At 64.8% G+C, this 22,540-nt stretch carries 21 protein-coding genes; 6 read left to right on the forward strand and 15 right to left on the reverse strand.

The annotated features are described in order from the left end of the window. The first annotated feature begins 240 nt into the window (after window positions 1–240). On the forward strand, window positions 241–1,887 hold the full coding sequence (gene mqo, locus JZZ72_RS05180) for a malate dehydrogenase (quinone) (protein WP_058540324.1): 1,647 nt from the start codon (window positions 241–243) through the stop codon (window positions 1,885–1,887). 35 nt (window positions 1,888–1,922) lie between these two features. Here mqo and JZZ72_RS05185 read toward each other — a convergent pair whose 3' ends face one another. From JZZ72_RS05185 to JZZ72_RS05220, 8 genes are all read right to left on the reverse strand, one after another. Continuing rightward, the gene (locus JZZ72_RS05185; RefSeq protein ID WP_058540323.1) at window positions 1,923–3,290 is read right to left on the reverse strand and encodes a sensor histidine kinase; all 1,368 of its coding nucleotides are present in this window, start codon (window positions 3,288–3,290) and stop codon (window positions 1,923–1,925) included. Then, entirely contained in the window at window positions 3,287–3,949 is a 663-nt protein-coding gene (locus JZZ72_RS05190; RefSeq protein WP_054914356.1) for a response regulator, read from the reverse strand. Before JZZ72_RS05190 ends, JZZ72_RS05185 begins: the two co-directional genes overlap by 4 nt. Window positions 3,950–3,960: 11 nt before the next feature. Then, window positions 3,961–4,605 carry a tetratricopeptide repeat protein gene (locus tag JZZ72_RS05195; protein ID WP_116053715.1) on the reverse strand — a complete coding sequence of 215 codons (645 nt, stop codon included), beginning with the start codon at window positions 4,603–4,605 and terminating at the stop codon, window positions 3,961–3,963. Continuing rightward, window positions 4,602–5,411, reverse strand: a complete 810-nt coding sequence (locus JZZ72_RS05200; protein WP_058540321.1) for an SDR family oxidoreductase — start codon at window positions 5,409–5,411, stop codon at window positions 4,602–4,604. Before JZZ72_RS05200 ends, JZZ72_RS05195 begins: the two co-directional genes overlap by 4 nt. After that, the gene (locus JZZ72_RS05205) at window positions 5,398–6,069 is read right to left on the reverse strand and encodes a TenA family transcriptional regulator (RefSeq protein WP_210014125.1); all 672 of its coding nucleotides are present in this window, start codon (window positions 6,067–6,069) and stop codon (window positions 5,398–5,400) included. Before JZZ72_RS05205 ends, JZZ72_RS05200 begins: the two co-directional genes overlap by 14 nt. Then, window positions 6,066–7,547 (reverse strand): AMP-binding protein, encoded by a 1,482-nt coding sequence (locus JZZ72_RS05210; protein ID WP_058540319.1) that lies wholly within the window; start codon window positions 7,545–7,547, stop codon window positions 6,066–6,068. The genes JZZ72_RS05205 and JZZ72_RS05210 overlap by 4 nt, the downstream gene beginning before the upstream one ends. Continuing rightward, complete coding sequence (locus JZZ72_RS05215; RefSeq protein WP_100632645.1) at window positions 7,537–8,214, reverse strand: thermostable hemolysin; 678 nt, start codon at window positions 8,212–8,214, stop codon at window positions 7,537–7,539. The genes JZZ72_RS05210 and JZZ72_RS05215 overlap by 11 nt, the downstream gene beginning before the upstream one ends. A 119-nt stretch (window positions 8,215–8,333) precedes the next feature. Next, on the reverse strand, window positions 8,334–9,152 hold the full coding sequence (locus JZZ72_RS05220) for a LysR family transcriptional regulator (protein ID WP_054914362.1): 819 nt from the start codon (window positions 9,150–9,152) through the stop codon (window positions 8,334–8,336). A gap of 101 nt (window positions 9,153–9,253) precedes the next feature. Here JZZ72_RS05220 and JZZ72_RS05225 point away from each other — a divergent pair, with 101 nt between their 5' ends. Next, complete coding sequence (locus tag JZZ72_RS05225) at window positions 9,254–9,979, forward strand: SDR family oxidoreductase (protein WP_043864027.1); 726 nt, start codon at window positions 9,254–9,256, stop codon at window positions 9,977–9,979. A gap of 18 nt (window positions 9,980–9,997) precedes the next feature. On the opposite strand, the gene JZZ72_RS05230 is transcribed toward JZZ72_RS05225, so the two are convergent. The 6 genes from JZZ72_RS05230 to JZZ72_RS05255 form a co-directional block, all read right to left on the reverse strand. Next, on the reverse strand, window positions 9,998–12,502 hold the full coding sequence (locus JZZ72_RS05230) for a TonB-dependent siderophore receptor (RefSeq protein WP_210014126.1): 2,505 nt from the start codon (window positions 12,500–12,502) through the stop codon (window positions 9,998–10,000). 126 nt (window positions 12,503–12,628) lie between these two features. Beyond that, a complete protein-coding gene (locus JZZ72_RS05235) occupies window positions 12,629–13,609 on the reverse strand; it encodes a FecR family protein (RefSeq protein WP_210014127.1) in 981 nt (326 codons plus the stop codon). Window positions 13,610–13,664: 55 nt separating this feature from the next. Further along, on the reverse strand, window positions 13,665–14,162 hold the full coding sequence (locus JZZ72_RS05240; protein ID WP_043864025.1) for an RNA polymerase sigma factor: 498 nt from the start codon (window positions 14,160–14,162) through the stop codon (window positions 13,665–13,667). 147 nt (window positions 14,163–14,309) lie between these two features. Continuing rightward, window positions 14,310–14,840: a cupin gene (locus JZZ72_RS05245; RefSeq protein WP_054914366.1), complete on the reverse strand. Its 531-nt coding sequence runs from the start codon at window positions 14,838–14,840 to the stop codon at window positions 14,310–14,312. 92 nt (window positions 14,841–14,932) lie between these two features. Beyond that, window positions 14,933–15,763, reverse strand: coding sequence for an alpha/beta fold hydrolase (locus JZZ72_RS05250; protein WP_210014128.1), 831 nt, complete (start codon window positions 15,761–15,763; stop codon window positions 14,933–14,935). 146 nt (window positions 15,764–15,909) lie between these two features. Beyond that, complete coding sequence (locus tag JZZ72_RS05255) at window positions 15,910–17,769, reverse strand: ABC transporter ATP-binding protein (RefSeq protein WP_210014129.1); 1,860 nt, start codon at window positions 17,767–17,769, stop codon at window positions 15,910–15,912. Between the two features lie 220 nt (window positions 17,770–17,989). Here JZZ72_RS05255 and JZZ72_RS05260 point away from each other — a divergent pair, with 220 nt between their 5' ends. Further along, on the forward strand, window positions 17,990–18,775 hold the full coding sequence (locus JZZ72_RS05260) for a PhzF family phenazine biosynthesis protein (protein ID WP_210014130.1): 786 nt from the start codon (window positions 17,990–17,992) through the stop codon (window positions 18,773–18,775). Window positions 18,776–18,856: 81 nt separating this feature from the next. Next, entirely contained in the window at window positions 18,857–19,075 is a 219-nt protein-coding gene (locus JZZ72_RS05265) for a hypothetical protein (protein ID WP_078481122.1), read from the forward strand. 45 nt (window positions 19,076–19,120) lie between these two features. Here the strand turns inward: JZZ72_RS05265 and JZZ72_RS05270 are convergent, their stop codons facing one another. Further along, a complete protein-coding gene (locus JZZ72_RS05270; protein WP_052504313.1) occupies window positions 19,121–19,996 on the reverse strand; it encodes a helix-turn-helix domain-containing protein in 876 nt (291 codons plus the stop codon). Between the two features lie 220 nt (window positions 19,997–20,216). On the opposite strand from JZZ72_RS05270, the gene JZZ72_RS05275 reads away from it, so the two are divergent. Then, window positions 20,217–21,071, forward strand: a complete 855-nt coding sequence (locus tag JZZ72_RS05275; RefSeq protein WP_210014131.1) for a hypothetical protein — start codon at window positions 20,217–20,219, stop codon at window positions 21,069–21,071. Between the two features lie 162 nt (window positions 21,072–21,233). Further along, a complete protein-coding gene (locus tag JZZ72_RS05280; protein WP_210014132.1) occupies window positions 21,234–22,469 on the forward strand; it encodes an MFS transporter in 1,236 nt (411 codons plus the stop codon). Window positions 22,470–22,540 lie beyond the last annotated feature (71 nt).

Raw genomic sequence — 22,540 nt, forward strand, 5'->3', positions numbered from 1 at the left:
CCCGGCCAAGTGTAGAAAGCGCGGACAAGGTATCAAATCCTGTGGTTTCACGATGCTAAAACTGATCCTTAGCTGATGAATTGGTTCAGTTTGATAGCGTTTTGCCCGTGCCCTGGCGCCGCCGCGGCCCGATCCAAGGGAACCCCACTGACCGCATCGGGTCGCTTGTACGGCTTGTCATGCGCGATCCATGAGCCACACTCACTGGATCGTCTCGTAATGCAATTGGGGGGATATGCCATGAAGTTCGCAAGGAACGTGGCCACATTGGGCCTGGCCGTGTCACTGGCGGCCGGCCAGGCGCAGGGGGCGGAATCGAAGAAGGTCGATGTACTGCTGGTGGGGGGCGGCATCATGAGCGCCACGCTGGCAATCTGGCTCAACGAGCTGGAGCCGGGCTGGTCGATGGAGATGGTCGAGCGCCTGGACGGGGTGGCCGAGGAAAGCTCCAACGGCTGGAACAACGCCGGCACCGGGCACTCGGCGCTGGCCGAGCTGAACTACACGCCCGAGGACAAGGACGGCAAGATCAACATCACCAAGGCGGTGGAGATCAACGAGGCGTTCCAGGTGACGCGCCAGTTCCTGGCTTGGCAGGTCAAGAACGGGGTGCTGAAGAACCCGCGCTCGTTCATCAATTCCACGCCGCACATGAGCTTCGTGTGGGGTGACGACAACATCAGTTTCCTCAAGCGCCGCTACGAGGCGCTGCAGGCCAGCCCCCTGTTCCGGCCGATGCAGTACTCCGAAGACCCGGCGCAGATCCGCAAGTGGGTGCCGCTGATGATGGAGGGCCGCGACCCCAACCAGAAGATCGCCGCCACCTGGACGCCGATCGGCACCGACGTGAACTTCGGCGAGATCACCCGCCAGTTCGTGGCGCACCTGCAGCAGCAGGAGAATTTCTCGCTCAAGCTGTCCAGCGAGGTCGAGGACATCCGTCGCAATGACGACGGCTCCTGGCACGTGGAGTACAAGAACCTCAAGAGCGGCGAGAAGTCGACCGCCGATGCCAAGTTCCTGTTCATCGGTGCCGGCGGCGCGGCGCTGCCGCTGCTGCAGAAGTCCGGCATTCCCGAGGCCCAGGACTACGCGGGCTTCCCGGTGGGCGGCTCGTTCCTGGTCACCGACAACCCCACCATCGCCCAGCAGCACATGGCCAAGGCCTACGGCATCGCCGCCACGGGCGCGCCGCCGATGTCGGTGCCGCACCTGGATACCCGGGTACTCGATGGCAAGCGGGTGATCCTGTTCGGGCCGTTCGCGACCTTCTCCACCAAGTTTCTCAAGGAAGGCTCGTACCTGGACCTGTTCTCCAGCATGACCACCCATAACCTGTGGCCCATGACCAAGGTGGGGATCGACCAGTTCGACCTGGTGCAGTACCTGGCAGGCCAGCTGATGCAATCGGACGACGACCGCTTCGAGGCGCTGCAGACCTACTTCCCCCAGGCCAAGAAGGAAGACTGGCGCCTGTGGCAGGCCGGGCAGCGGGTGCAGATCATCAAGCGCGACAAGGAAAAGGGCGGGGTGCTCAAGCTGGGCACCGAGGTGGTGAGCGCGGCCGATGGCAGCATTGCCGGGCTGCTGGGCGCATCGCCCGGCGCATCCACGGCGGCGCCGATCATGCTCGAAGTGCTGCAGAAGGTGTTCAAGGACAAGGTCGCCAGCCCGGCCTGGCAGCAGAAGCTGCACCAGATCGTGCCCAGCTACGGCACCCACCTGAACGACGACCCGGCCCGGGTGCAGCAGGAGTGGGCCTACACCAGCGAGATACTGCAGCTTGCGCCGCCACCGGGCATCGATACCCAGGCGCCGCAGCAGTCGCCGGCCACCGACCCGATCGGCCAGAAGCACAGCGACTCGGACCCTGACCTGGCGCCATGACCGTCGATGGCTACCTGTCAGCGGGGGCAGCGGGTTCAGTCCAGCGCAATCTCCAGGGTTGCGCACAGCCCGCCGGTAGCCATGTTCTCCAGCCGGACCTGACCGCCCAGCCGCATGGCGACCGCTTGGACGATGGCCAGGCCAAGGCCGGCGCCCTGTGCATTGCCACGACTGTAGAAGCGCTCGAACAGGCGCTCGCGTTCGGCTTCGTCGATACCAGGCCCCTCGTCCTGTATCGACAGCACGAAATGCGTCGGCTGGCGGCTCAGGCGAACGCTGATGATCCCTCCCTCGGGGGAGAAGTTCGCGGCATTGGTCACCAGGTTGTTGAGTGCGATATCGATCGCCCCGCCATCCACTCGGGCAAGGTAGTTGCCTGGGGCGGCCTCGAACACCAGTTCAAGGCCCTGGTCCAGTAGCCATGGGGTCATCTGCACCAGGCTGTCGCGCACAGTGTGTTCAAGGTCGATTCGCGGGGCATGGGCATGACCCGGCTGCGGTTCCAGGCGTGCCATGGTGAGCAGTTGGTTGACCAGTCGGCTGGCGCGGTCCACCCCGTGTATCAGGTGTGCCAGCGATTCACGGTGCTCCTGTTCGGTCCCGGCCTCCTGCAGGTTTTGCGCGTGCACCCGCAGGACCGCCAGGGGCGTGCGCATTTCATGAGCCGCGTCGGCAATGAAGCGGCGCTCGCGTCCCAGCACTTCCTGGATCTGCGCCAGCATGCGGTTCAGCGCGGCCTGCATCGGTTCGAGTTCTGCAGGCAATGGCATCAGTTGCAGAGGTTCAAGCGACCCTGAATGACGGGCACGCAGGGTGGCTGCCATGTTGGCCAGGGGTTTGAGCCCCCAGCCAATGGCCAGCCAGACCATTGCTGCCAGGATCAGGCTGCCGAGCATATTGGGCCACAGGGTGTGGCGTACGATGCGGTTGACCAGGTCAGTGCGTACGTCGTCGCGCTCGCCCACCCAGATCCGCACCTGGTTGATTTTGTCTTCGAGCAGGAAGGCGCGCCACTGCCGGCCATGCAGGTCATGCACGTCACTGAAGCCCGGTGCCGACGGTGGCGAGGTGAAGGCGGGGGCGCTGTTGGTATGTACCAGCACCTGGCCCTGCGCATCCCACACCTGAAACGCGATCTTGCTTTCATAAGGGTGGCCGTCAAGCCTGGGTGTGGCTTCGCTCAGGGCCTGGTTGAACGCCTGGTACAGTTCGGTGTGTTGGTCGCCAGCCAGCGGCATGCGCATGACGCCCTGCAGAAGCCGCGCGTTCTGGGCCAGTTGTGCGTCATACACCTCGGCTATTTCATGGTTGCTGTCATGCAGGTTGAAGGCGCTGAGAATCATCAGGCCGGTAAGCATCAGGCCGATGATCAGGGTCAGGGTACGGCGTCGGATCGACATCATCGGCGCTCCTCCACCAGATAACCCACGCCGCGTACGGTTCGGATCAGGTCGGCGGAGAATTTTCTGCGCAGGTGATGGATGTGCACCTCCAGGGTGTTGCTTTCTGCTTCTTCGTTCCAGCCGTAAAGCAACTGGGTCAGCCGCTCGCGGGTCATGACACGCCCCGGCGGTGAAAGCAGCTCATGCAGCAGCTGATATTCCTTGGGCGTCAGGGGCACGTTCTGCCCATGGAAGGACACCTGCTGAGTGCCGGGGTCCAGGCTGATGCCTGCATGCTCGATTCTTGCCTTGGCCCGCCCGGCGCTGCGGCGCAGCAGGGCCCGCAGGCGCGCCTTGAGCTCCGCCAGGTCGAAGGGTTTGATCAGGTAGTCGTCGGCACCTGCATCCAGCCCGGCAATGCGGTCTTCGGTGGCATCGCGCGCGGTGAGTATCAGCACCGGCAGGGTGGAGCCGCTATGACGCAGGCGACGCAGCACCTGGAGGCCGTCCATACGCGGCAGCCCCAGGTCGAGCACCGCCAGGTCGAAGGTTTCACTGAGCAGCGCATGCAGGGCGCTGCTGCCGTCCCGGAGCCAGTCGACGGTGTAGCCTTCGCGCCCCAGGGCCTGATGAATGCCTTCACCCAGGGCCACGTCATCTTCTATCAGCAGCAAGCGCACGGTGACTCCTGTCAGTCGAGTTTCTTGTCGATGTCCGCCAGCAGCGCATTGATTTCATGGCGACGTCCGCTATCGGCGATTTCACGCCCTGGCCTCGGGGTGGCTTGCAGTGCCTTGAGCAAGGCTGCCCTGGCCTCGGGGTAACGCTTTTGACGGTAGAGGTGATCGCCCCAGAAGTACAGGCTGTCGATTCCATCGGGATTGATCAGCAAGGCCTGCTTGAGCAGCTGTTCGGCCTTGTCGGCGTCACCAAAGCCGATTGGCCAGCCTGGTACGCGATCATACAGGGCTGCAAGGCTGGTGTAGGCGGAGCCCTGCAGCGCCCTGGGGTCCAGCGTCAGCGCCTTTTCAAGGTCGGCCTTGGCCGTCTTGGCCTTGCCCAGCGCGCCCAGCCCGCCCTGCGCACCGGCCCAACTGCTGGTGACGATGCCCGCCCAGATCCAGGCTTCAGCCGTGGTCGGACGTTCCCGGGTAAATGCCGAGGCCTGGCTGGACAATTGCTCGAAGGCTGTCGCGCGTTGGTCTGGCGGCAATTGGTATTGGATGTGTGCCCAGCTGTGCTGAAGCATGTTCAGGCGTTGCTGGTCGGCATTGTCCAGGGCCCAGGCGCCTTGGCTCAGGCCCCAGACCAGCAGGCAGGTGGCGATCTTTTTCATGGTTTGGGCGGCTCGCGGTCGGTCTTGTGGCTGAGGCGGCGGATCAGTGGCAACTGCTTGCGCAGACCGCGGTCCACCAGGTGCGGCAGCAGGTTGTTCAGGCGCACGAAAAAACGCTCCTGCCAACCCAGGTAAAGGTCGCGCCGATCACCGGCAATGGCGTGAATCACGGCGCTGGCCACGGTTTTCGGATCATCGACATTGGCCTTGAGGGCAACGTTCAGGGCCTGCGCCGCCGGGCTGTTCATGGGGGTGCGGGTGGCCCGCGGGGCGACGTACAGGACGTTGACCCGGGTGTCGGCCAGTTCCCGGCGCAGCGCTTCGGAAAACCCGCGCAGGGCGAACTTGCTCGCGCAGTAGGCCGCGTAGCCGGGGTAGCCGATCGAGCCGTAGGTAGACCCGACATTGACCACCATGGCGCTGTCGGCCTGTTTGAGCAGCGGCAACAACAGCCTTGTGAGGCACATGGGGGCACTGATGTTCACTGCCAGCATGGCATTGATGTCACTGTCGTCCAGTTGCTCGAACATGGCGAAATGGTTCACGCCCGCAGCATTGATCAGCAGGTTCGCGCCGCCCAGGGCCTGGGCCGCGTTGAGCACCTTGCGCCTGTCCACGAGAAAGGTCAGGTCGGCGCCCATCCAGGTCAGTTGCGCGGGGTACTCTTGCAGCAGCGATTGCAGGGGTTCGGCATGCCGGGCCACCGCCAGCACGCGGGCGCCGTTGGCGCAAAGGGCGGCGGCTATGGCCAGGCCGATCCCGCCACTGGCACCGGTCAGAACCACGCGGGCGTCAGACAGGCGCATGCTGTGCTCCATCGTGCGGCAGGCCGCGAAACATGTCGGCATACAGGCGGTAGACCACGCGCGACGCATCGATCACCGCGGCCTGGTCATCAGGGGCCTGCAGGGTGTTCATCAAACGGCGATAGGTCTGCATGTGCTCGAGGTCCAGCGAGCCATGGGAACTGAGGTAGCTGAAGGCGGCCTCCGGCAGCGCCAGGCGCGCGCGGATGCTGTGCGCGGCATGGGTGGCCAGGGCGATACTGGTACCTTCCAGCACATTGACCATGCCGAACAGCCCTACCGGGTTGCCCCGCGCGATCAGGTCGTAGAGGTAGGCGACCATCAGCTCGATCGGCAGTGAAGGCCGACCTTCGCGCACGGCATCGCTGTCACCGCCGCAGGCAGCAATGTCGTTGAGTATCCATTGCTCGTGGCCATACTCCTCTTCGATGTACTCGCACACGGCTTTGCGCAGCCACTCCAGCCGCGAGGGCAGGCGGGCGCCGCATGCCATCATCAAGGGTACGGTGTGACGCACATGGTAGTAGGCCTGGGCCAGGAAGGCCTGGTAGCTATCCAGGCTGACCTTGCCTTCGAGGGCATCGCGAATCACCGGCAGGCTGAACAGCGCATGGCGTTGCTGATGGGTTGCTTCTTGCAGCGTGTCGAAAAAGCTCATGGTCGGGTAGCCTCGCAGGCAAGGGGGTCGGTGAGTTGGGAGCGGTAGCGCTCGACGATGGCATCGCGGCGCGGGCGGCCATTGGCCGTGAGCAGGCCATTGGCGGTCGTGAACGGTTGTTCCAGGCGCGTCCAGCGATGCACCTGGGCGTAATCGGGCAGGGCCTGATTGGCCTGGGCCACGGCCGCTGCCAGTTCGGTGTCGGTGCAGCCCGGTTGATGTGGCCACAGCAATGCGTGGTTGTGAGCCATGGCTTCGCCATAGACGAAGGCCTGGGCGAACACCCCTCGCTGGGTCAGTTCGGCTTCGACCCATTCGGGGTTGATGTTGCGGCCGAAGCTGGTGACGAACTGGTGTTTCTTGCGCCCCTTGATGTACAGGAACCCTTCGGCGTCCAGCTCGCCCAGGTCACCGCTGGGCCACCAGGCGTCGGTGTGCGGCGGTTGGCCCAGGTAGCCGAGCAGGGCCGAGCCCTTGATCAGCACCTCGCCGTCTTCGGCCAGCCTGACCTGCAGGTGGGGCAGTGGCTGACCCACGCTGCCGGGGCGATGGGCCTGTGGCCGGTTCAGGCACACCACCGAGGCGCATTCCGACAGGCCGTAGCCTTCATACACCGGCAGGCCGATGCGCTGCGCGCGGATCAGCAGTTCGGTGGCGACCCTGGCCCCGCCCACCGCGGCAAAGCGCAACGTGCGCGGGTCGAAGGCGCGCTGTTCAGCGGCGCTGACCAGCACCAGCAGCAGTTGCGGCACCAGGATCAGGCTGTGGGGCGCACGGTCGGCGAGGGTGCCGAGCAGGCGCGCAGCATCGACGCCACTTGCGCCCTGGATGCCCAGAGCCGCCAGGCTGGGGACACTCACCGTGGCCCCGGCCATCAGCGCGGCGTAGCCACCCAGGTTCTCCAGCAGGATCGCCAGCGGCAGCAGGGTCAGGTGGTGCTGTGGCGCGGTGATTCGGCTGGCCTGCTCCAGCGCCCGGGCAACGCGCAGCATGCTCTCGGCGCCCAGGCATACGCCCTTGGGGGTTCCGGTGGTGCCGGAGGTGAAGGTCAGCTTGGCGGTGCCCTCGGGCATCAGGTCGGGCCCCGACCATTGCCTGCGCCAGAACGCGCCGTCTTCGACATAGCCGCACGCCAGCAGTTCGGGGGCCAGGGCCGGCTCGGCAATCACCAGGCTGGCCTGGCTCTGCGCCAGGCAATGGCTGCGCTGTGCGGGGCTGAAAAAGGGCGGCAGCAGCACGCAGGTCACGCCTGCAAACAGCAATGCCAGATCCCACAGCATGGCTTCCACACCGTTATCCAGGGCCAGTGCCACGACCCTGGCCGACTCATCGCGCAGGCGTTGCTGGCGGTACTGCACCTCGGCCTGCAGCGTGGCGTAGTCCAGCTTCAACTGGTCGCCCCACAACGCAATGGCGTTGGGCGTGTGTTCGGCGTGCCTGCGCAGCACCTGTTCGAAATGCTGCAGTTCAGGCGACATGACAGGCCTCCCCGACGGCGGTAGGCAGGCCCAGGCGTGTGAACACGCCCATGTTGCGCAAATGGATGAAGCCTGCACGGATGTTGCCAACATGCACCTGGGGCTGGCTCTGGTAGTAGCTGCCCCAGTTATGGCGTTCTTCGCCCAGGCGCAGGGGGTCGGCCGTGCACAGCCTCACTGGCTTGAGCCCAAGGCGGTGGAAGCTGTTTACCAGGCCGATGCTGCCGGTGAACGCTACCCACTCCAGACCGCCCATGGCCAGCAGGTAGGTAACGGCAATGATGCTCAGGCGCGCGCTGCCGGTATCGGCGGCCGCCAGGTTGCCGACCTCGACGATGGCGCTGCGATCGACAGGGTTGTTCTCGGTGGCGCTGATCAAGGGGGCGATCGGCTCGTCCAGGTAGCGCTCCAGAAACAGCGCCTCACTGCTGGCCAGCCGCACACCGGCCACGGCGCACAGCGCGCCGGAGGCATCGCTGATGCCGAACAGCTGCGGCATGAACTGTGCGATATGCGCACCATGGGCCTTGCGAAAGCGCTGCTGGATGAAGGCCTCGTAGGCCGGGCGCAGGCTATCGCCGGGCAAGGCCCTGGCAAGGCTCATCACCGAACCGCCTGCGGCTGCGAAGTGCAGGGGCAGGGGGATGTTCCAGTCAGAATCGGGCATCGATCACGCCTCCCGGGGTGTGTGTCGGGAGGAGTATCCGAGGCAATTCTTAACGGAGTCTGAAGATCGCGAAAACAGCCAGCGGTCTGTTCAGACCGCGGCTTTCGATGCCTGTCGCATCATTGCCAGGTACCGGCCGGGGCGTCGCGCAGCGCGGCGTGCAGCAGGCGCAGCACCGGGTGCTCCAGCGCAGTGCCGCTGTAGCACAGGCCCACCCGGCGACTGGGCAGCGGGCTGTTGAGCGCATGCACCTGCACCCCTTGTGCCGCGCTCACCAGCGAGTGCGGCAGCGCCGCCACGCCGACCCCGGCCGCCACCAGCAGCAGCGACTGTTGCAGCGAGCCGCTGCTGGCCACCGCCGACGCGGTGGAGTTGCCATACAGCGCCATCAGGCGCTGGTGGGAGGGGTGTTCGGGGCAGATGACCCAGGGGTACAGGCTGGTGACCGTGCCCGGCTGCCTGCCGGCTGCGCTCACCAGCACGAACGGGTCGTCCCACACCGGCAGGAACAGCTCGTCTTCGCAGCACTGTTCTTCCACCGCCAGGCGCGCATCGCCGGCACAGCCCTCGTGCAGCGTGATGTACAGGTGCGCCACCACCTGGTGGGCAAAGCGCAGAAACGCAGCGACCTGCGCGGGGCTCAGGTCCGGCTCGATGCCCAGGCTCAGGTGCTGGCGCGCATCGCTGGTGCGAAAGCGCTGGCGCAGGGCCTCGGCCTCGCTGACCAGCGCGCAGGCCTGCGGGTACAGCGAACGCGCCGCCTCGCTCACCTCCACCCCTCGCGACTGGCGGTTGAACAGGGTGGCGCCCAGGGCTTCTTCGAGCTGGCGGATGGTCACCGACAAGGTCGGCTGGCTGATGCACAGGCGCTGGGCGGCGCTGGTGATGTTGCGTTCTTCGAACACCGCCACAAAGGCTTTGAGGTGTCGGATATCCATAGGTAAGGCCGATGTCTGCAAAAGGAATTAAGCATTTTATCTGCTGTGGCCGGCACTATACGCTTTGCGTCATCTGATAAACCAATGACGGAAGCACTTTCATGAACAAACCCCTGATCATCGTGACCGGCGCCAGCTCGGGCATCGGCGAGGCCGTCGCGCGCCTGTTCTCTGCCCAGGGCCACCCCCTGCTGCTGCTGGCCCGGCGCGTGGAGCGCCTGCTCGCACTGGGCTTGCCCGCCACCCTGTGCAAGGGTGTCGACGTCACCGACCGCGAGGCGCTGCTGGCTGCGGTGAAGGAGGCCGAGGCGCAGTACGGCCCGGCCGATGCGATCGTCAACAATGCGGGGGTGATGCTGCTGGGTGATACCGCCACCCAGGCCCCCGAGCAGTGGGAGCGCATGCTGGATGTGAACGTCAAGGGCCTGCTCAACGGCATCCATGCGGTACTGGGCGGCATGATCGAACGCAACCACGGCACGGTGATCAACGTCGGCTCGGTGGCCGGGCGCAAGACCTTCCCCAACCATGTGGCCTACGTGGGCACCAAGTTTGCCGTGCACGCGATCTCGGAAAACCTGCGCGAAGAAGTGGCGGCGCACAACGTGCGGGTCATCACCATCGCGCCGGGTGCGGTGGAAACCGAGCTGCTCGGCCACACCACCGATGAGGCGATCAAGTCCGGCTACCAGGACTGGAAGGCCGGCATGGGCGGCGTGGTACTGTCGGCGGACGATGTGGCCAATGCGATCCGCTACGCCTACGAACAGCCTCAGGGCGTGTGCATCCGCGAGATCGTGCTGGCGGCGACCCGCCAGCAGGCCTGATGGCGTGCGCGTTGCGCGTCAGAAGCTGTACCTGACGTTGAACATCACGTTGCGCGGGTCGCCGTAGTAGACCGAGTAGTAGTTGCCGATGCCGCTGTAGTACGTCTTGTCGAACAGGTTGTTGAGGTTGGCCGACACCTTCAGTTGCTTGCTCACGTCATACGCGGCCATCAGGCCGACCACGCCGTAGGCGTCCTGGAAGAACTTGTGGCTGGGCAGCGCCACGTCGTTGACGTCGTCGTAGAAGGTGTCGTCGACGAAGTAGGTGCGGCTCTGCCACTGCCAGTTGCCGCCCACGGTGAGCTTGTTCAGCTCGGCCGGCAGGCGGTAGCTGGTGGCGACCTTGAGCAGGTGCTGGGGCTGGTTGGTCGCCACGCGCCGGTGATCGGCGTCGTAGGAGGCCTGATAGACGTAGCCGGCGTTGATGTTCCAGTCGGGCAGGATCTCGCCGGACATTTCCAGCTCCACACCGCGGGTGGTGGCGCCCTGCACGGCGCGCATCACTTCATTGCCGAACTCCCCGGTGGTGCCGGTCGACTGCGCCAGGTTGTCCTGCTTGAGCTCGAACAGCGCCAGGCTGGCATTCAGGCGACGGTCGAAATACTCGCCCTTGATTCCCACTTCGTAGCTTTGCCCGGTGAGCGGGTCCAGCGGCTTGTTGTCGGCACCCCGGTTGTAGGGCTGCGGCTTGAAGATGTCGGTGTAGCTGGCGTACACGGTGTGCTGGTCGTCGAGGTCGTAGGTGATGCCGGCATAGGGGATCACTTCACCGGTGTCGCGTGTGGCGGTGCGGCTGCTGCGCGGCAGCGCGTTGATGCTGTCCAGGCTCCACGCGTAGTCGGTGACCCGCGCCCCCAGCACCAGGTTGAGTGCGTCGGTGGGCTTGAGCACGACCGCAGCGTAGCCGACCTTCTGCGTGGTCTTGATATCGAAGGTCGACCACCAGGCCCAGTCGGTGGGGTAGGCGGCGTTGTTGTTCCAGTCGAAGGCATCGGGTGCCACGGCGTCGGTGCTGCCGTCGGTACGGTCCGATTGCGCGGTGGTGTGGGCATAGGTGTAGCCCACCACCAGGTCGTGGCTTCTGCCCAGCAGCGAGAACGGGCCCTTGGCGTAGATATCGAAGGACTTCTCGTCGGTATCGGTGTTGAACTTGGCCGCACCGCCCGGGTAGTAGCCGTGGGCGACGCTGTTGTCGTTCGGGTCGACATGGGCGGTGGCCAGGCCTGCGATGATCTCGCGCGAGGCATAGTTGCGGTAGCTGGCGGTGGCCTTGAGCGACCACTCGTTGTCGAACTGGTGATCGATGCTGGCGAATGCACGCTGGGTGCGATGGTTGCGGTAGGCCCACTTGTCCGCCGGGTTGGTGGAGCGCGAGAAGCGTACCGGCGTGCCGTTCTTGTAGAAGGCCGGCAGGTGGGTGGTGGAGGACGCGTCGTTGTCGTTCTGCTGGTACTCGTAGCCCACGCTCAGCACGGTGGCGTCAGACAGGTCGCCGTCGAGCACGCCGTAGAAGATGTCCTGTTGCTGCTTCTGGTAGTCGATGACGGTGTGCTGCTGTTCACGGGCCGCGACGAAACGCCCGCGCAGGGCGCCGCTGTCGAGCAGCGGTCCGGACACGTCCAGCTCGGTGCGGTAGTGATCCCACGAGCCTGCGCCGGCGGACACATGGCCCTGAAACTGGGCAGTGGGCCGCTTGCGCACCAGGTTGATCACCCCCGACGGGTAGCCGATGCCGTTGACCAGCCCGGTGGCGCCCTTGAGCACCTCGACGCGGTCGTAGATCACCGAGTTGGTGATGCTGTAGTTGTCGCGCAGGTTGCCGGCGTCGGTGCTCAGGCTGGGCACGCCGTCATACTGGAAGTTCTGGATCTCGAAGCCGCGCGAGTAGAAGGTGAAGCCTTCGGAGTTCTCGCGGTTGACGGTGATGCCCGGGGTTTGCTGCATCACCTCGGACAGGTTGTTCAGGCCCTGGTCGTCCATCTGCTGGCGGGTGATCACGCTGATCGACTGCGGGGTCTTGCGCAGCGACATGTCCAGGCGCGTGGCGGTGCTGGTCTGCCCGGTGGTGTAGGAGCCGCTGCCCTCGGTGGTGCTGCCCAGGCTCCAGGCGCTGTTGATGGTGGTGGCACCCAGTTCAATGTTGTTGCCGGCGCTGTCTGGCAGCGGAACCAGGTACAGGGTCGAGGCGTCACTGCGCCCGAAGGTGAAGCCGCTGCCGGCCAGCAGTTGGGCCAGGGCCTGATCGGCGGAGTAGCTGCCCTTGACCGGTGCGCTGCGCAGGTCGGCGTCCAGGTTGCCGTCGAGCATCACGTTCTGCCCGGTCTGCTGGCTGAACACCAGCAGTGCCTGGCGCAGTTGCTGGGCGGGGATATCGAATGCCGTGTGCACGCTGACCGCCCCTGTACCGGGCGCGGGCAGCTGGGCCTGGGCCGGTTGTGCCAGCAGCGCGCAACTGATCGCGGCGCCCAGCGCCGACATGCGCCAGCACGAACCCTGGGGGAACAACGTCTGGGGTGTTGCCATTTCCTTGACTCCTCGGCAGAACGACTTCGCCTGTTTGCGAATGGGTTTCATCTGCTGGTGATGACGCACGAGGAGTGCAAATGTCTGATGGGTACTGCAAATAATTTTCAATCAGCCGTCGGCGGGTCAGGCAGGGCAGATGATGGTCACCAGGTCGGTGTAGCGGCTCAGGCGGATCGGCAAGGTGCGCGCCAGCACATCGAGCATCTGCTCGGGGTGCTGGCGATTGAGGATCAGGCTCACCGGGCGTGCCGCCAGGCGCTCGTCGGCGATGAAGATGCGGCCCTCGCGCCAGCGCTGCAGGTGATTGACCACCTTGGCCAGGGGCGTGTCGAAGAACACCAGGCTGCCGTTGCGCCAGGCCAGCACCTGGTCGAGTTCGGCGCGCTGCACCGGGCCGAGCCCGGCGGCGCCGAAGGTCACGGCCTCGCCCTGGCCCAGCTGTGCCTGCTGGCCGGGGATTTGCACCCCGGCATTGTGCTCACTGACGGCCAGGTCGGCGCTGCCGGCGTCGCAGGACAGGCAGAACGCACCCTGGTGGCTGACCACGGTGCCGGCCTCGGTGTCGATGCGCAGCGGGCGGGTATCGGCGGCCACCTTGAAATAGGCCTGACCACGCAGCATGCGCAGGCGCCGCGTGGTGCCGGAAAAGTCGAGGTCCAGGGCGGTGTTGCCGGCCAGTTCGATCACGCTGCCATCGGGCAGGCGCTCGGTGCGGGTTTCACCCACGCGCGTGTGCAGGTCGGCAAACGACAGGCCGTCGCCTTTGAGCCACAGCGTGGCCGAGCCGGTGGCCACTGCGGCGGTGCACGCCGCCATGGCCAGTTGCATGAAGCGCCGCCGCGAGACGCCGCGGGCCTTGGGGGCAGGCGGCGCCTGCACGGCAGGCAGCTCGGCGGCCAGGGCCCACAGCGCTTCGAGTTCCAGGTAGGCCTTGGCATGGCGCGGGTCGGCCAGCATCCACTCAAGCCACTGCTCGTGCTCGGCCTGGCTGGCCGAGCCTTCGAAGATCAGCGCGAACCAGGCGCAGGCCTGCTGCGAGATGGGGTCGGCCTGGGGCTCGTCGGGCGAGGCCGGGGCCGGCGTGGGGAAGGGCGGTTCAGCCATGGGTCGGGTCACTGTGCGGGCGGTGAGGTGTACAGGGGCGCATGATAGTCCACTCTCACTCGGACATGCCCAGCTTGAGCAATTCCAGTGCCCGCACCATGCGGCTGTAGGCGGTCTTGGGCGAAATGCCCAGGCGTTCACCGATCTCCACGTAGGTCAGGCCTTCGCCGCGCGCCAGCAGAAACACCTCGCGGCAAGGCTCGGGCATGCGCTGCATCACGCGGTTGAGCGTGGCCAGCTGGTCCTGGGCGATCACCGTGCGTTCCAGGCTCGGGGTCTTCTGCTCCAGCGCCTGCAGCTCGGTGGGCTCGACCACCTCGCCCTTGCGGTGGCGCTCGCGACGCAGGTAGTCGATGAACAGGTTGCGCGCGCACAGAAACAGGTACGCGCGAAAGTTGTCGATGGGCGTGCGCCCCAGCTGTTCGGACAGGCGGATGAAGGTCTCCTGTGTCAGGTCTGCGGCGGTGTCCTTGCAGCGCACCTGACGATTCAGGTAGTCCTGAATTTCTTCACGGTGGGCAAGGTACAACGCCTTGAGGTCTGCGCTTGACACGAAACACCTGCGAGCTGGGGGTCAGGGAGCGCAGGAAGATAACAGGAATTAATATCATTTAAAACAACGCGGCCGAGGCGCTGGGGTAGCGTCTCTAGCGGTTCGGGAGCAATCGGGCCTGTGCCCTCTGGAGCCAGACGCTGCCCTTCAACGCTGGTTGAGCCAATGCTGCTGGTAGGCCCCTTGCGGGTCCTGCACCGGGCCGTGATCGGGAAAGGGCAGGTTGGCGATGCACGCAAGCTGGGCCTGGGTTGGCGCTTCGCGTCGGATGTCTGCGTGCTGCCCGGGCGGGTAGGCCCCCACCACCAGAAAGCCCGGGCTGCAATCGAGTTTGCAGTGGCCCGTGCCGGCGGGCAGCAACAGCACATCGCCTGCACTCACCTGTACTTCGCGGCCCCGCGGGCCGCCCAGTATCAGCCTTGCCTGGCCACACACCACGCCGAGCGCTTCGTGGCCCTCGGTGTGGTAGTGGTGGTAGGCGTAGATGCCATCGCGCCATTGCGCCGGCCAGCCATTGGCCTCGAAAGTGCGTTCGATTTGCGCCGCCGGATCACTGCCATGCAGCGCAATCGCGTGGGGGTAGATCAGCACCGGCAGCCGGGTATTGTTGGGCACCCAGTCGTCGGGTTGCAGCCTCAGTACCTGCGAGGCCGTTGAAGGTGTGTGTCGAGTGTTCATGGTCGACCCTCGGCGATGAAGCCGGGGCGGCATCGGGTTGCCAGCCCGGCGTGGTGACAGGGAAGGGGCAGGTGGATGCCTGCCCCGGTCGTCTAGCTTCGCAGGAACGCGAGCAGATCGGCGTTGATCGTGTCGGCGTCGGTGGTCGGCATGCCATGCGGCAAGCCCGCATAGGTTTTCAGGGTGCCGTTCTGCAACAGCTTCGCTGACCGCGGCCCTGAGTTTGCATAGGGCACGATCTGGTCATCGTCCCCGTGCATCACCAGGACGGGAATCGTGATGCGCTTGAGGTCGTCGGTGAAGTCGGTCTGGGAGAAGGCCACGATCCCGTCAAGGTGTGCCTTGGCGCAGCCCATCATGCCCTGGCGCCACCAGTTCAGGATGGTGCCCTCGCTGGCGTTTGCGCCTGGGCGGTTGTAGCCATAGAACGGGCCCGACGGCAGGTCATGGTAGAACTGTGCGCGGTTGGCCTTGAGCTGCGCCTGCAAGTCATCGAACACCGACTTGGGCAAGCCGTCCGGATTGTTCGGGGTCTGGACCATCAGCGGTGGCACGGCACTGATGAGGGCAGCCTTCGACACACGCTCCTGGCCATGGCGAACGATGTAGCGGATCACCTCGCCGCCGCCGGTGGAGTGCCCCACGTGGGCTGCACCCTGCACGCCAAGATGGTCGACCACGGCCGCAATGTCGTCCGCATAGTGATCCATGTCGTGCCCGTCCCACACCTGGCTGGAGCGCCCGTGGCCGCGGCGGTCGTGCGCGACGACCCGGTAGCCGTGATCAAGGAAGAACAGCATCTGCGAATCCCAGTCGTCGGCACTGAGTGGCCACCCGTGGTGAAAGACGATCACCGGGGCATCGCGTGGGCCCCAGTCCTTGTAGAAGATCTCGACACCGTCCCGCGTAGTGACATACCCCATGTTCGTGGCTCCCGAGTGAAGTGGAGGGCGTGGTCAGTATCGTGTTGTGATCATGACCAGGTGAACAAAGTGCAGATCAGCGGATGAACGGCCTGCGCAGACGCTGCGATAGCCGTTGACCACGGACCACCGCAGGCTTGTACGGCTCAGTCCTGGTGCATGGCCTGTGCTACCCCCTGATCCTCACCCAGGAACCCGCCACTCTGGTGATGCCACAGCTGCGCATAGGTGCCATTTCTGGCAAGCAACTCGGCGTGGGTACCCTGCTCGATGATGCGCCCGTCATCCATCACCACCAGCCGGTCCATGGCCGCAATGGTGGACAGACGGTGGGCGATGGCGATCACGGTCTTGCCCTGCATCATCTCGTCGAGGCTCTCCTGGATGGCCACTTCGACCTCGGAGTCCAGTGCGCTGGTGGCTTCGTCCAGCAGCAGGATCGGGGCGTTCTTGAGCATCACTCGGGCGATCGCGACGCGCTGGCGCTGGCCTCCCGACAGCTTGATGCCGCGTTCGCCCACCAGGGTGTCGTAGCCGCTATGGCCTTGCTGGTCGCTCAACTGGCTGATGAAACCGTCGGCCTGGGCACTGGCGGCTGCGCTGCGGACCTGTTCGTCGGTGGCGTCGGGCCGGCCATAGGCGATGTTGTCGCGAATGGAACGGTGCAGCAGCGAGGTGTCCTGGGTGACCATGCCGATGGCGCTGCGCAGGCTGTCTTGAGTCACATGGGCGATGTCCTGCCCGTCGATGCGGATCTGGCCGCTGTCGACGTCATAGAAGCGCAGCAGCAGGTTGATGAGCGTGGACTTGCCCGCGCCGGAGCGCCCCACCAGGCCGATCTTTTCACCCGGGCGAATGCTCAGGCTCAGGCCGTCGAGCACCTGGCGCTCGCCGTTGTAGTTGAAGCTCACCTTGTCGAAGGTGACCGCGCCGCCGCGGGACTGCAGCACCTTGGCGTCCGGGGCATCCTTGACCTTGGGGCCGCGGGTCAGGGTGGCCATGCCGTCCTGCACGGTGCCGATGTTCTCGAACAGCGAGGTCATCTGCCACATGATCCAGTGCGACATGCCATTGATGCGCAGCGCCATGGCGGTGATCGCCGCCACGGCACCTGCGCCGACCTCGCCCTGGTGCCACAGCCACAGGGCATAGCCGCCGGCGGCCATGATCAGGGCCACCACCAGTGCCTGGTTGACGATCTCGAACTGGCTGACCAGGCGCATCTGGCGAAAGCCGGTCTGCTTGAAGTCTTCCATCGCCGCACGGGCGAAGTGCGCCTCGCGGTTGGAGTGGGAGAACAGCTTCACCGTGGTGATGTTGGTGTAGGCGTCGGAAATGCGCCCGGTCATCATCGAGCGGGCGTTGGCCTGCTCCTGTCCGACCTTGCCCAGGCGCGGCACGAAGTACAGCATGGCCAGGCCGAACAGCACCACCCAGGCAACGAAGGGCAGCATGAGCTTGAGCGCGAAGCCGCCGGCCAGCGCGATGATCGCGATGAAGTACACCCCGATGCCGGGGGCGATCTCGATCAGGGTGAACAGCAGGTCGCGCACCGCCAGTGCGGTCTGCATGACCTTGGTGGTGACGCGCCCGGAGAATTCGTCGGAAAAGAACGAGAGGCTCTGGCGCAGCATCAGGCGGTGGAAGTCCCAGCGCAGGCGCAAGGGCAGGTTGATTGCCAGTATCTGGTGCTGAACCATGGTGCGCAGGGCCACCAGCCCGACGCTGCACAGCATCACGATGCCGATGCCCCACAGCACGCGGCGTTCCTGCGCTGCCGCATCGCCCCCGGCCTGCCAGGTGGAGAGCAGGTCCACGACCTGGCCCAGGAACGAAAACAGCCAGGCTTCATAGATGGACACCGCAGCGCTGAGCAGTGCGAACGCCAGGATGTAGCCGCGCGCACCCCGCGTGCACGCCCACAGAAAGCGTGCCAGGCCCACGGGCGGCGGGGGCACCTCGTCAGGAGGGAAAGGGTCGAGCCTTCGTTCAAATGCACGAAGCATGGTGGTCTCCAAAACGATCGAATGGGGCAATTCTGACATCGAACGGCGGGCTTGCGGGATTTGTGGGGAGTGAAGAGGCGGTGGTGGTTTGCTGCGCTGGTTGAGAGAAAGGCCGCAATCGACCCAACGCGGGTTCCCGCTTCAGGATTTCAACAATAAATTGATAATTCAACGCCTGGTTGATATTTTCTGGGCCAGACGATCATTATTTGGGTGCCCGATGCAACTCGATATTTTCCAGGTGGACGCTTTTTCTTCCGAGACGTTCGGCGGCAACCCGGCGGCGGTGTGCCCGCTGGACGCCTGGCTGCCTGATGCGACGCTGCAACGGATCGCAGCAGAGAACAATGTGTCCGAGACGGCCTATTGGGTACGCAACGGTGAGGTGTTCGAGCTGCGCTGGTTTACCCCCGCAGTGGAGGTCGATCTGTGCGGGCACGCCACGTTGGCAGCCGCCTGGGTGCTGTTCGAACAGCTTGGTGAACGCCGCGACACGCTGCGTTTTTCCACCCGCAGCGGTGAATTGCGAGTGCGCCGCGAAGGCGGTCGCCTGGCCATGGACTTTCCGGCCAAGCAGCCTGAAGCCGTAGCCCTGCCGCCTGGCCTGCTGCAGGCCCTGGGGCTGGAGCAGGCCGAGGCGCTGTATCGCACGGACGATTACCTGGTAGTGGTCGAGGATGAAAGCATCGTCGCCGGGCTCGACCCCGACTTTGCCGCCCTGGCCGCATTCGAGGTGCGCGGGGTTGCCGTGACCGCGCCGGGTCGTCACATGGACTTCGTCTCGCGCTGGTTCGGGCCGCGAGTGGGGGTCAACGAAGACCCTGTCACCGGCTCGGCCCACACTTCGCTGGCGACCTACTGGGCCCAACGCCTGGGCAAGCGCAGCCTGAGTGCCGAGCAGGGCGGGGCGCGCAAGGGCCAACTGCACTGCGAAGTCCTGGACAACGACCGGGTCATCATCAGCGGTCACGCGGCGCTCTACCTGCGCGGCACCATCTTCATCTGAGACCGGCCGGCCAAATCACTTCAAACTTTTCCTACCTCACGGGTTCTGCTTAGTAACACCCCGCACTCGAAGGAGAACCCGATGAAACCCACCGATACCAAGCAGGGCGACAAGGTCCCGCGGCCACTCTCGTCGGACCAGGCGCAGAAGGGCACGCCATCCCCCGACCCGGTGCTGGAACAACCGGACCCGGATACCGAGGCAGTGGACAAGGTGATCACGCCGACGTCCATCAAGGAGCAGGAAGAAAAGACCCGCGAAATCCAGCGGCGCCTGGCCGAGGCGCAAGGGAAGGGCTGAAAGCGGCCCTGCCGGGCCCTGCGTACCTTGGCGTGCCAGCGCCAGTCACAGCTTGGCGAGCAGGTGCTGCAGTTTTTTCGTGGCTTCGCGCCCGGAACAGGCGCGGCTGAGCAGGTCGCTGGACATGTTCTTGTACATGTCCACGGCCTGGGCAGAGGAGGTGACGCTGGCAATGCCCACATGCAGGTTGGGCAGCTCCCCTAGCCGGTAAGGGCTCACCGCCACGTAGCTGGTGGTCTTCTGCTCGAAGATCTGGAAGGTGGCGCTGGGCAGTGCCTCGTCGATCAGGTAGATACCCGGGTGATCGCTGTTGGTCTCGACGATGGAGATCAGGTTCTCGATTTCCTTGCGTGCCAGCAGCGCGCGCTCCATTCGCACGCTGGGGGGCAGGTCCAGGCGGCCTACCAGGCCGATGTGCAGGTAACGCTCGATCTGACGCAGGCTGACAATCGACCTGACCTGGAATTTTTCGCGAAAGAAGGTGGATTTGCGCTCGTCCAGAATGCTCAGAATCTGGCTCTCCATCGCTTCCTGTGCCGGGCTGAAACCCTGTGGTCGAGCCTCGTGGAGCATGGTCTGAAACAGCGCCGAGTATTCGGGCGTGGTCAGCAGGTAGGAAAACGGGTCGAAGTAGGAGATGACGCTGCTGGAACGGGCCTCCAGCTGGCGCATGCGCTCGAAGTAGCCGAGGGCGTTGTCGAAGTACTCCGTATCGGAACCCAGCAGGCTGGTCAGCGACACCTTCAGCAGGTCGGCCAGGCGCTCCAGTGTGTCGAGTTTGACGATCTTGCCCAGTTCCAGGCGGTACACCGCAGCCCGCGAGATGCCGAGCTTGTCGGCCACCTGGTCGGCGTTGAGCTGGCGGCCGATGCGAAAGGCCCGGAGGCGCTCGCCGATTGCCTGGTAATCAATCTGGTTCACTGGGGGATCCTTGTCGTTTTTCGTGGTGGCATGTTCTACCAGATCGGCTTGACGAGGCCATGGCGCGAGTGTATCAATATTTAGACATGAACTGTTGCTTGTCCAAAAAATATAAAAAAGGCCGACACATGTCCACACCACCCTGCACCTGCTGCGGCATCGCCTGCGCTGCCACCTGATACCACAACCCCACCCACCCCACCTGATAGGAGCTTCCCTGATGAAGACTCGCATCGGCGCGCCCGCGTTCGCGCTTTTGATGACCCCGATGGTGATGGCTGGCCCGCCGCCAGCCTTCAGCGATACCTTTATCGGCTATCGCTACAGCAGCCATTTCTCGGACCCGGGCAAGCGCCAGGACATAGCCAAGCACATCGTCCAGCTTGCCCATGTGAGCAGCTACGCCCTGGGCCAGCAGTTCGCCAACGTGGATGTGTTCAGGTCCGACCGCGATGACCCGCGCAAGGACAGCAGCAGCGGCGCCACCGAGGTCTACCTGACCTACCGCAATCAGCTGCAGCATGCACGGGTGTTCGATCGGCCGCTGGCCTTCGGGCCGGTGAAGGACGTCGCGCTGACCCTGGGCCTGGACTGGAACACCAAGAACAACGCGTTCCAGTCGCGAAAGCGCATGATCCTGATAGGCCCGACCCTCAAGTTCGCGCTGCCGGCAGGGTTTCTCGACCTCAGCCTGTTCTACGCCAGGGAATGGAACCACTGCGGGCTCGACAGCTGCCGGCAGCCGGGCAACCATTCGCGCATGGCGTTCGACCCGTTCTACCAGCTGAACCTGACCTGGGGCATACCGTTCGCGCTGGGCAGCCTGCCGATGAAATTCCAGGGCTTCTACAGCTACAGCGGCGAGAAGGGCGATGACTACCGGCGCAACCCGACGGCGGATGAACAGCTGATGCGCACCTCGCTGATGCTGGATGCAGGGGCTGTGCTGGGCGGCGCAAGAAACACGCTATGGGTCGGGCCCGGATATGAGTACTGGCGCAACAAGTTCGGCAACCGCCGTGGCGACGGGATCGACGTGGACGCCTTGTCGATCAACCTGGAGTGGCATTTCTGAGCGCGGCGTTTTTTTTGCGAGCCCACAATCTAAATATTTAGACAATCGCGCAGGCTGGCAGTACGCTTTGTGAAGCCTTGCACGGGCGGACCGGCGGCGATCCTGGGCAGGTTCAGGCGTCAGCTGTCTAAAAAACCATACAAAAACAAGAGGTAAACCAAGATGGCTTCTTCCGAAAAGCGTCCGAAGAAGGACGCGTCACCCAAGAAGGCCCTGATAGCCAGCGTGACCGGCTATGCGATGGACGGCTTCGACCTGCTGATTCTCGGGTTCATGCTGCCGGCGATCACCATCGGTCTCGGTCTGAGTTCCTCGGAGGCTGGCTCGCTGGTGACATGGACGTTGCTGGGCGCCGTGGCCGGGGGGCTGATCTTCGGCCAACTGAGCGACCGCTATGGCCGGGTACGCATGCTGACCCTGTGCATCCTCACCTTCTCGATATTCACCGGGCTGTGCGCATTCGCCCAGGGCTACTGGGACCTGCTGATCTATCGAACCCTGGCCGGGTTCGGCCTGGGCGGGGAGTTCGGCATCGGCATGGCGCTGATCGCCGAAACCTGGCCGGCCAACCGGCGCAATCGTGCTTCTTCCTATGTGGGCATGGGGTGGCAGGCCGGCGTGCTCGCCGCTGCATTGCTCACGCCATTGCTGCTGCCCTACATCGGCTGGCGCGGCATGTTCCTGGTCGGGTTGCTGCCGGCGTTCGTCTCGCTCGTGGTTCGCCATACCATGAGCGAGCCGGCAGAATTCGTGAAGGCCGCAGCCGACCCGGTGCCTTTCGCGCGGCGCTTCACCGACCTGTTCAAGGACCGGCCGACCAGCAAGGCGAGCCTGGGGGTGATGGTGCTCACCTCGGTGCAGAACTTCGGCTACTACGGGCTGATGATCTGGATGCCCAGCTACCTGTCGAACAAGTTCGGCTTCTCGCTGATGGCCTCCGGAACCTGGACCGCAGTGACGGTGCTGGGCATGGCGTTCGGTATCTGGCTGTTCGGGCACCTGGCCGACCGTTTCGGACGCAAGCGCATGTTCCTGCTGTATCAGGCCGGCGCAGGGTTCATGGTCATCGCCTATGCCAACCTCGACAACCCCACGGTCATGCTGTTTGCCGGCGCGATCATGGGCATCTTCGTCAACGGCATGATCGGTGGCTACGGCGCATTGATCTCCGATCTGTACCCCGCGCAGATCCGTGCCACGGCGCAGAACGTGCTGTTCAACGTGGGCAGGGCCGCCGGTGGCTTCGGGCCGCTGGTGGTGGGCGCCGTAGCGCTGCACTACTCGTTCTCGGCGGCCATCATGCTGCTTGCCTCGTTGTATGGGGTGGCGATGCTCGCGACGGTGTTGCTGCTTCCCGCCTGCCAGGCCCATGACGTGCCGAAGCCGCAGCCGGCCTAGCCCGGCGGGATGGTTATGAATTTGCTCTGGCTTATTCGTATCAAAAATTAGACAGAAACACCGAGCTGCAG

It is taken from the genome of Pseudomonas palmensis, from assembly GCF_017848315.1.
GTDB lineage: Bacteria > Pseudomonadota > Gammaproteobacteria > Pseudomonadales > Pseudomonadaceae > Aquipseudomonas > Aquipseudomonas palmensis.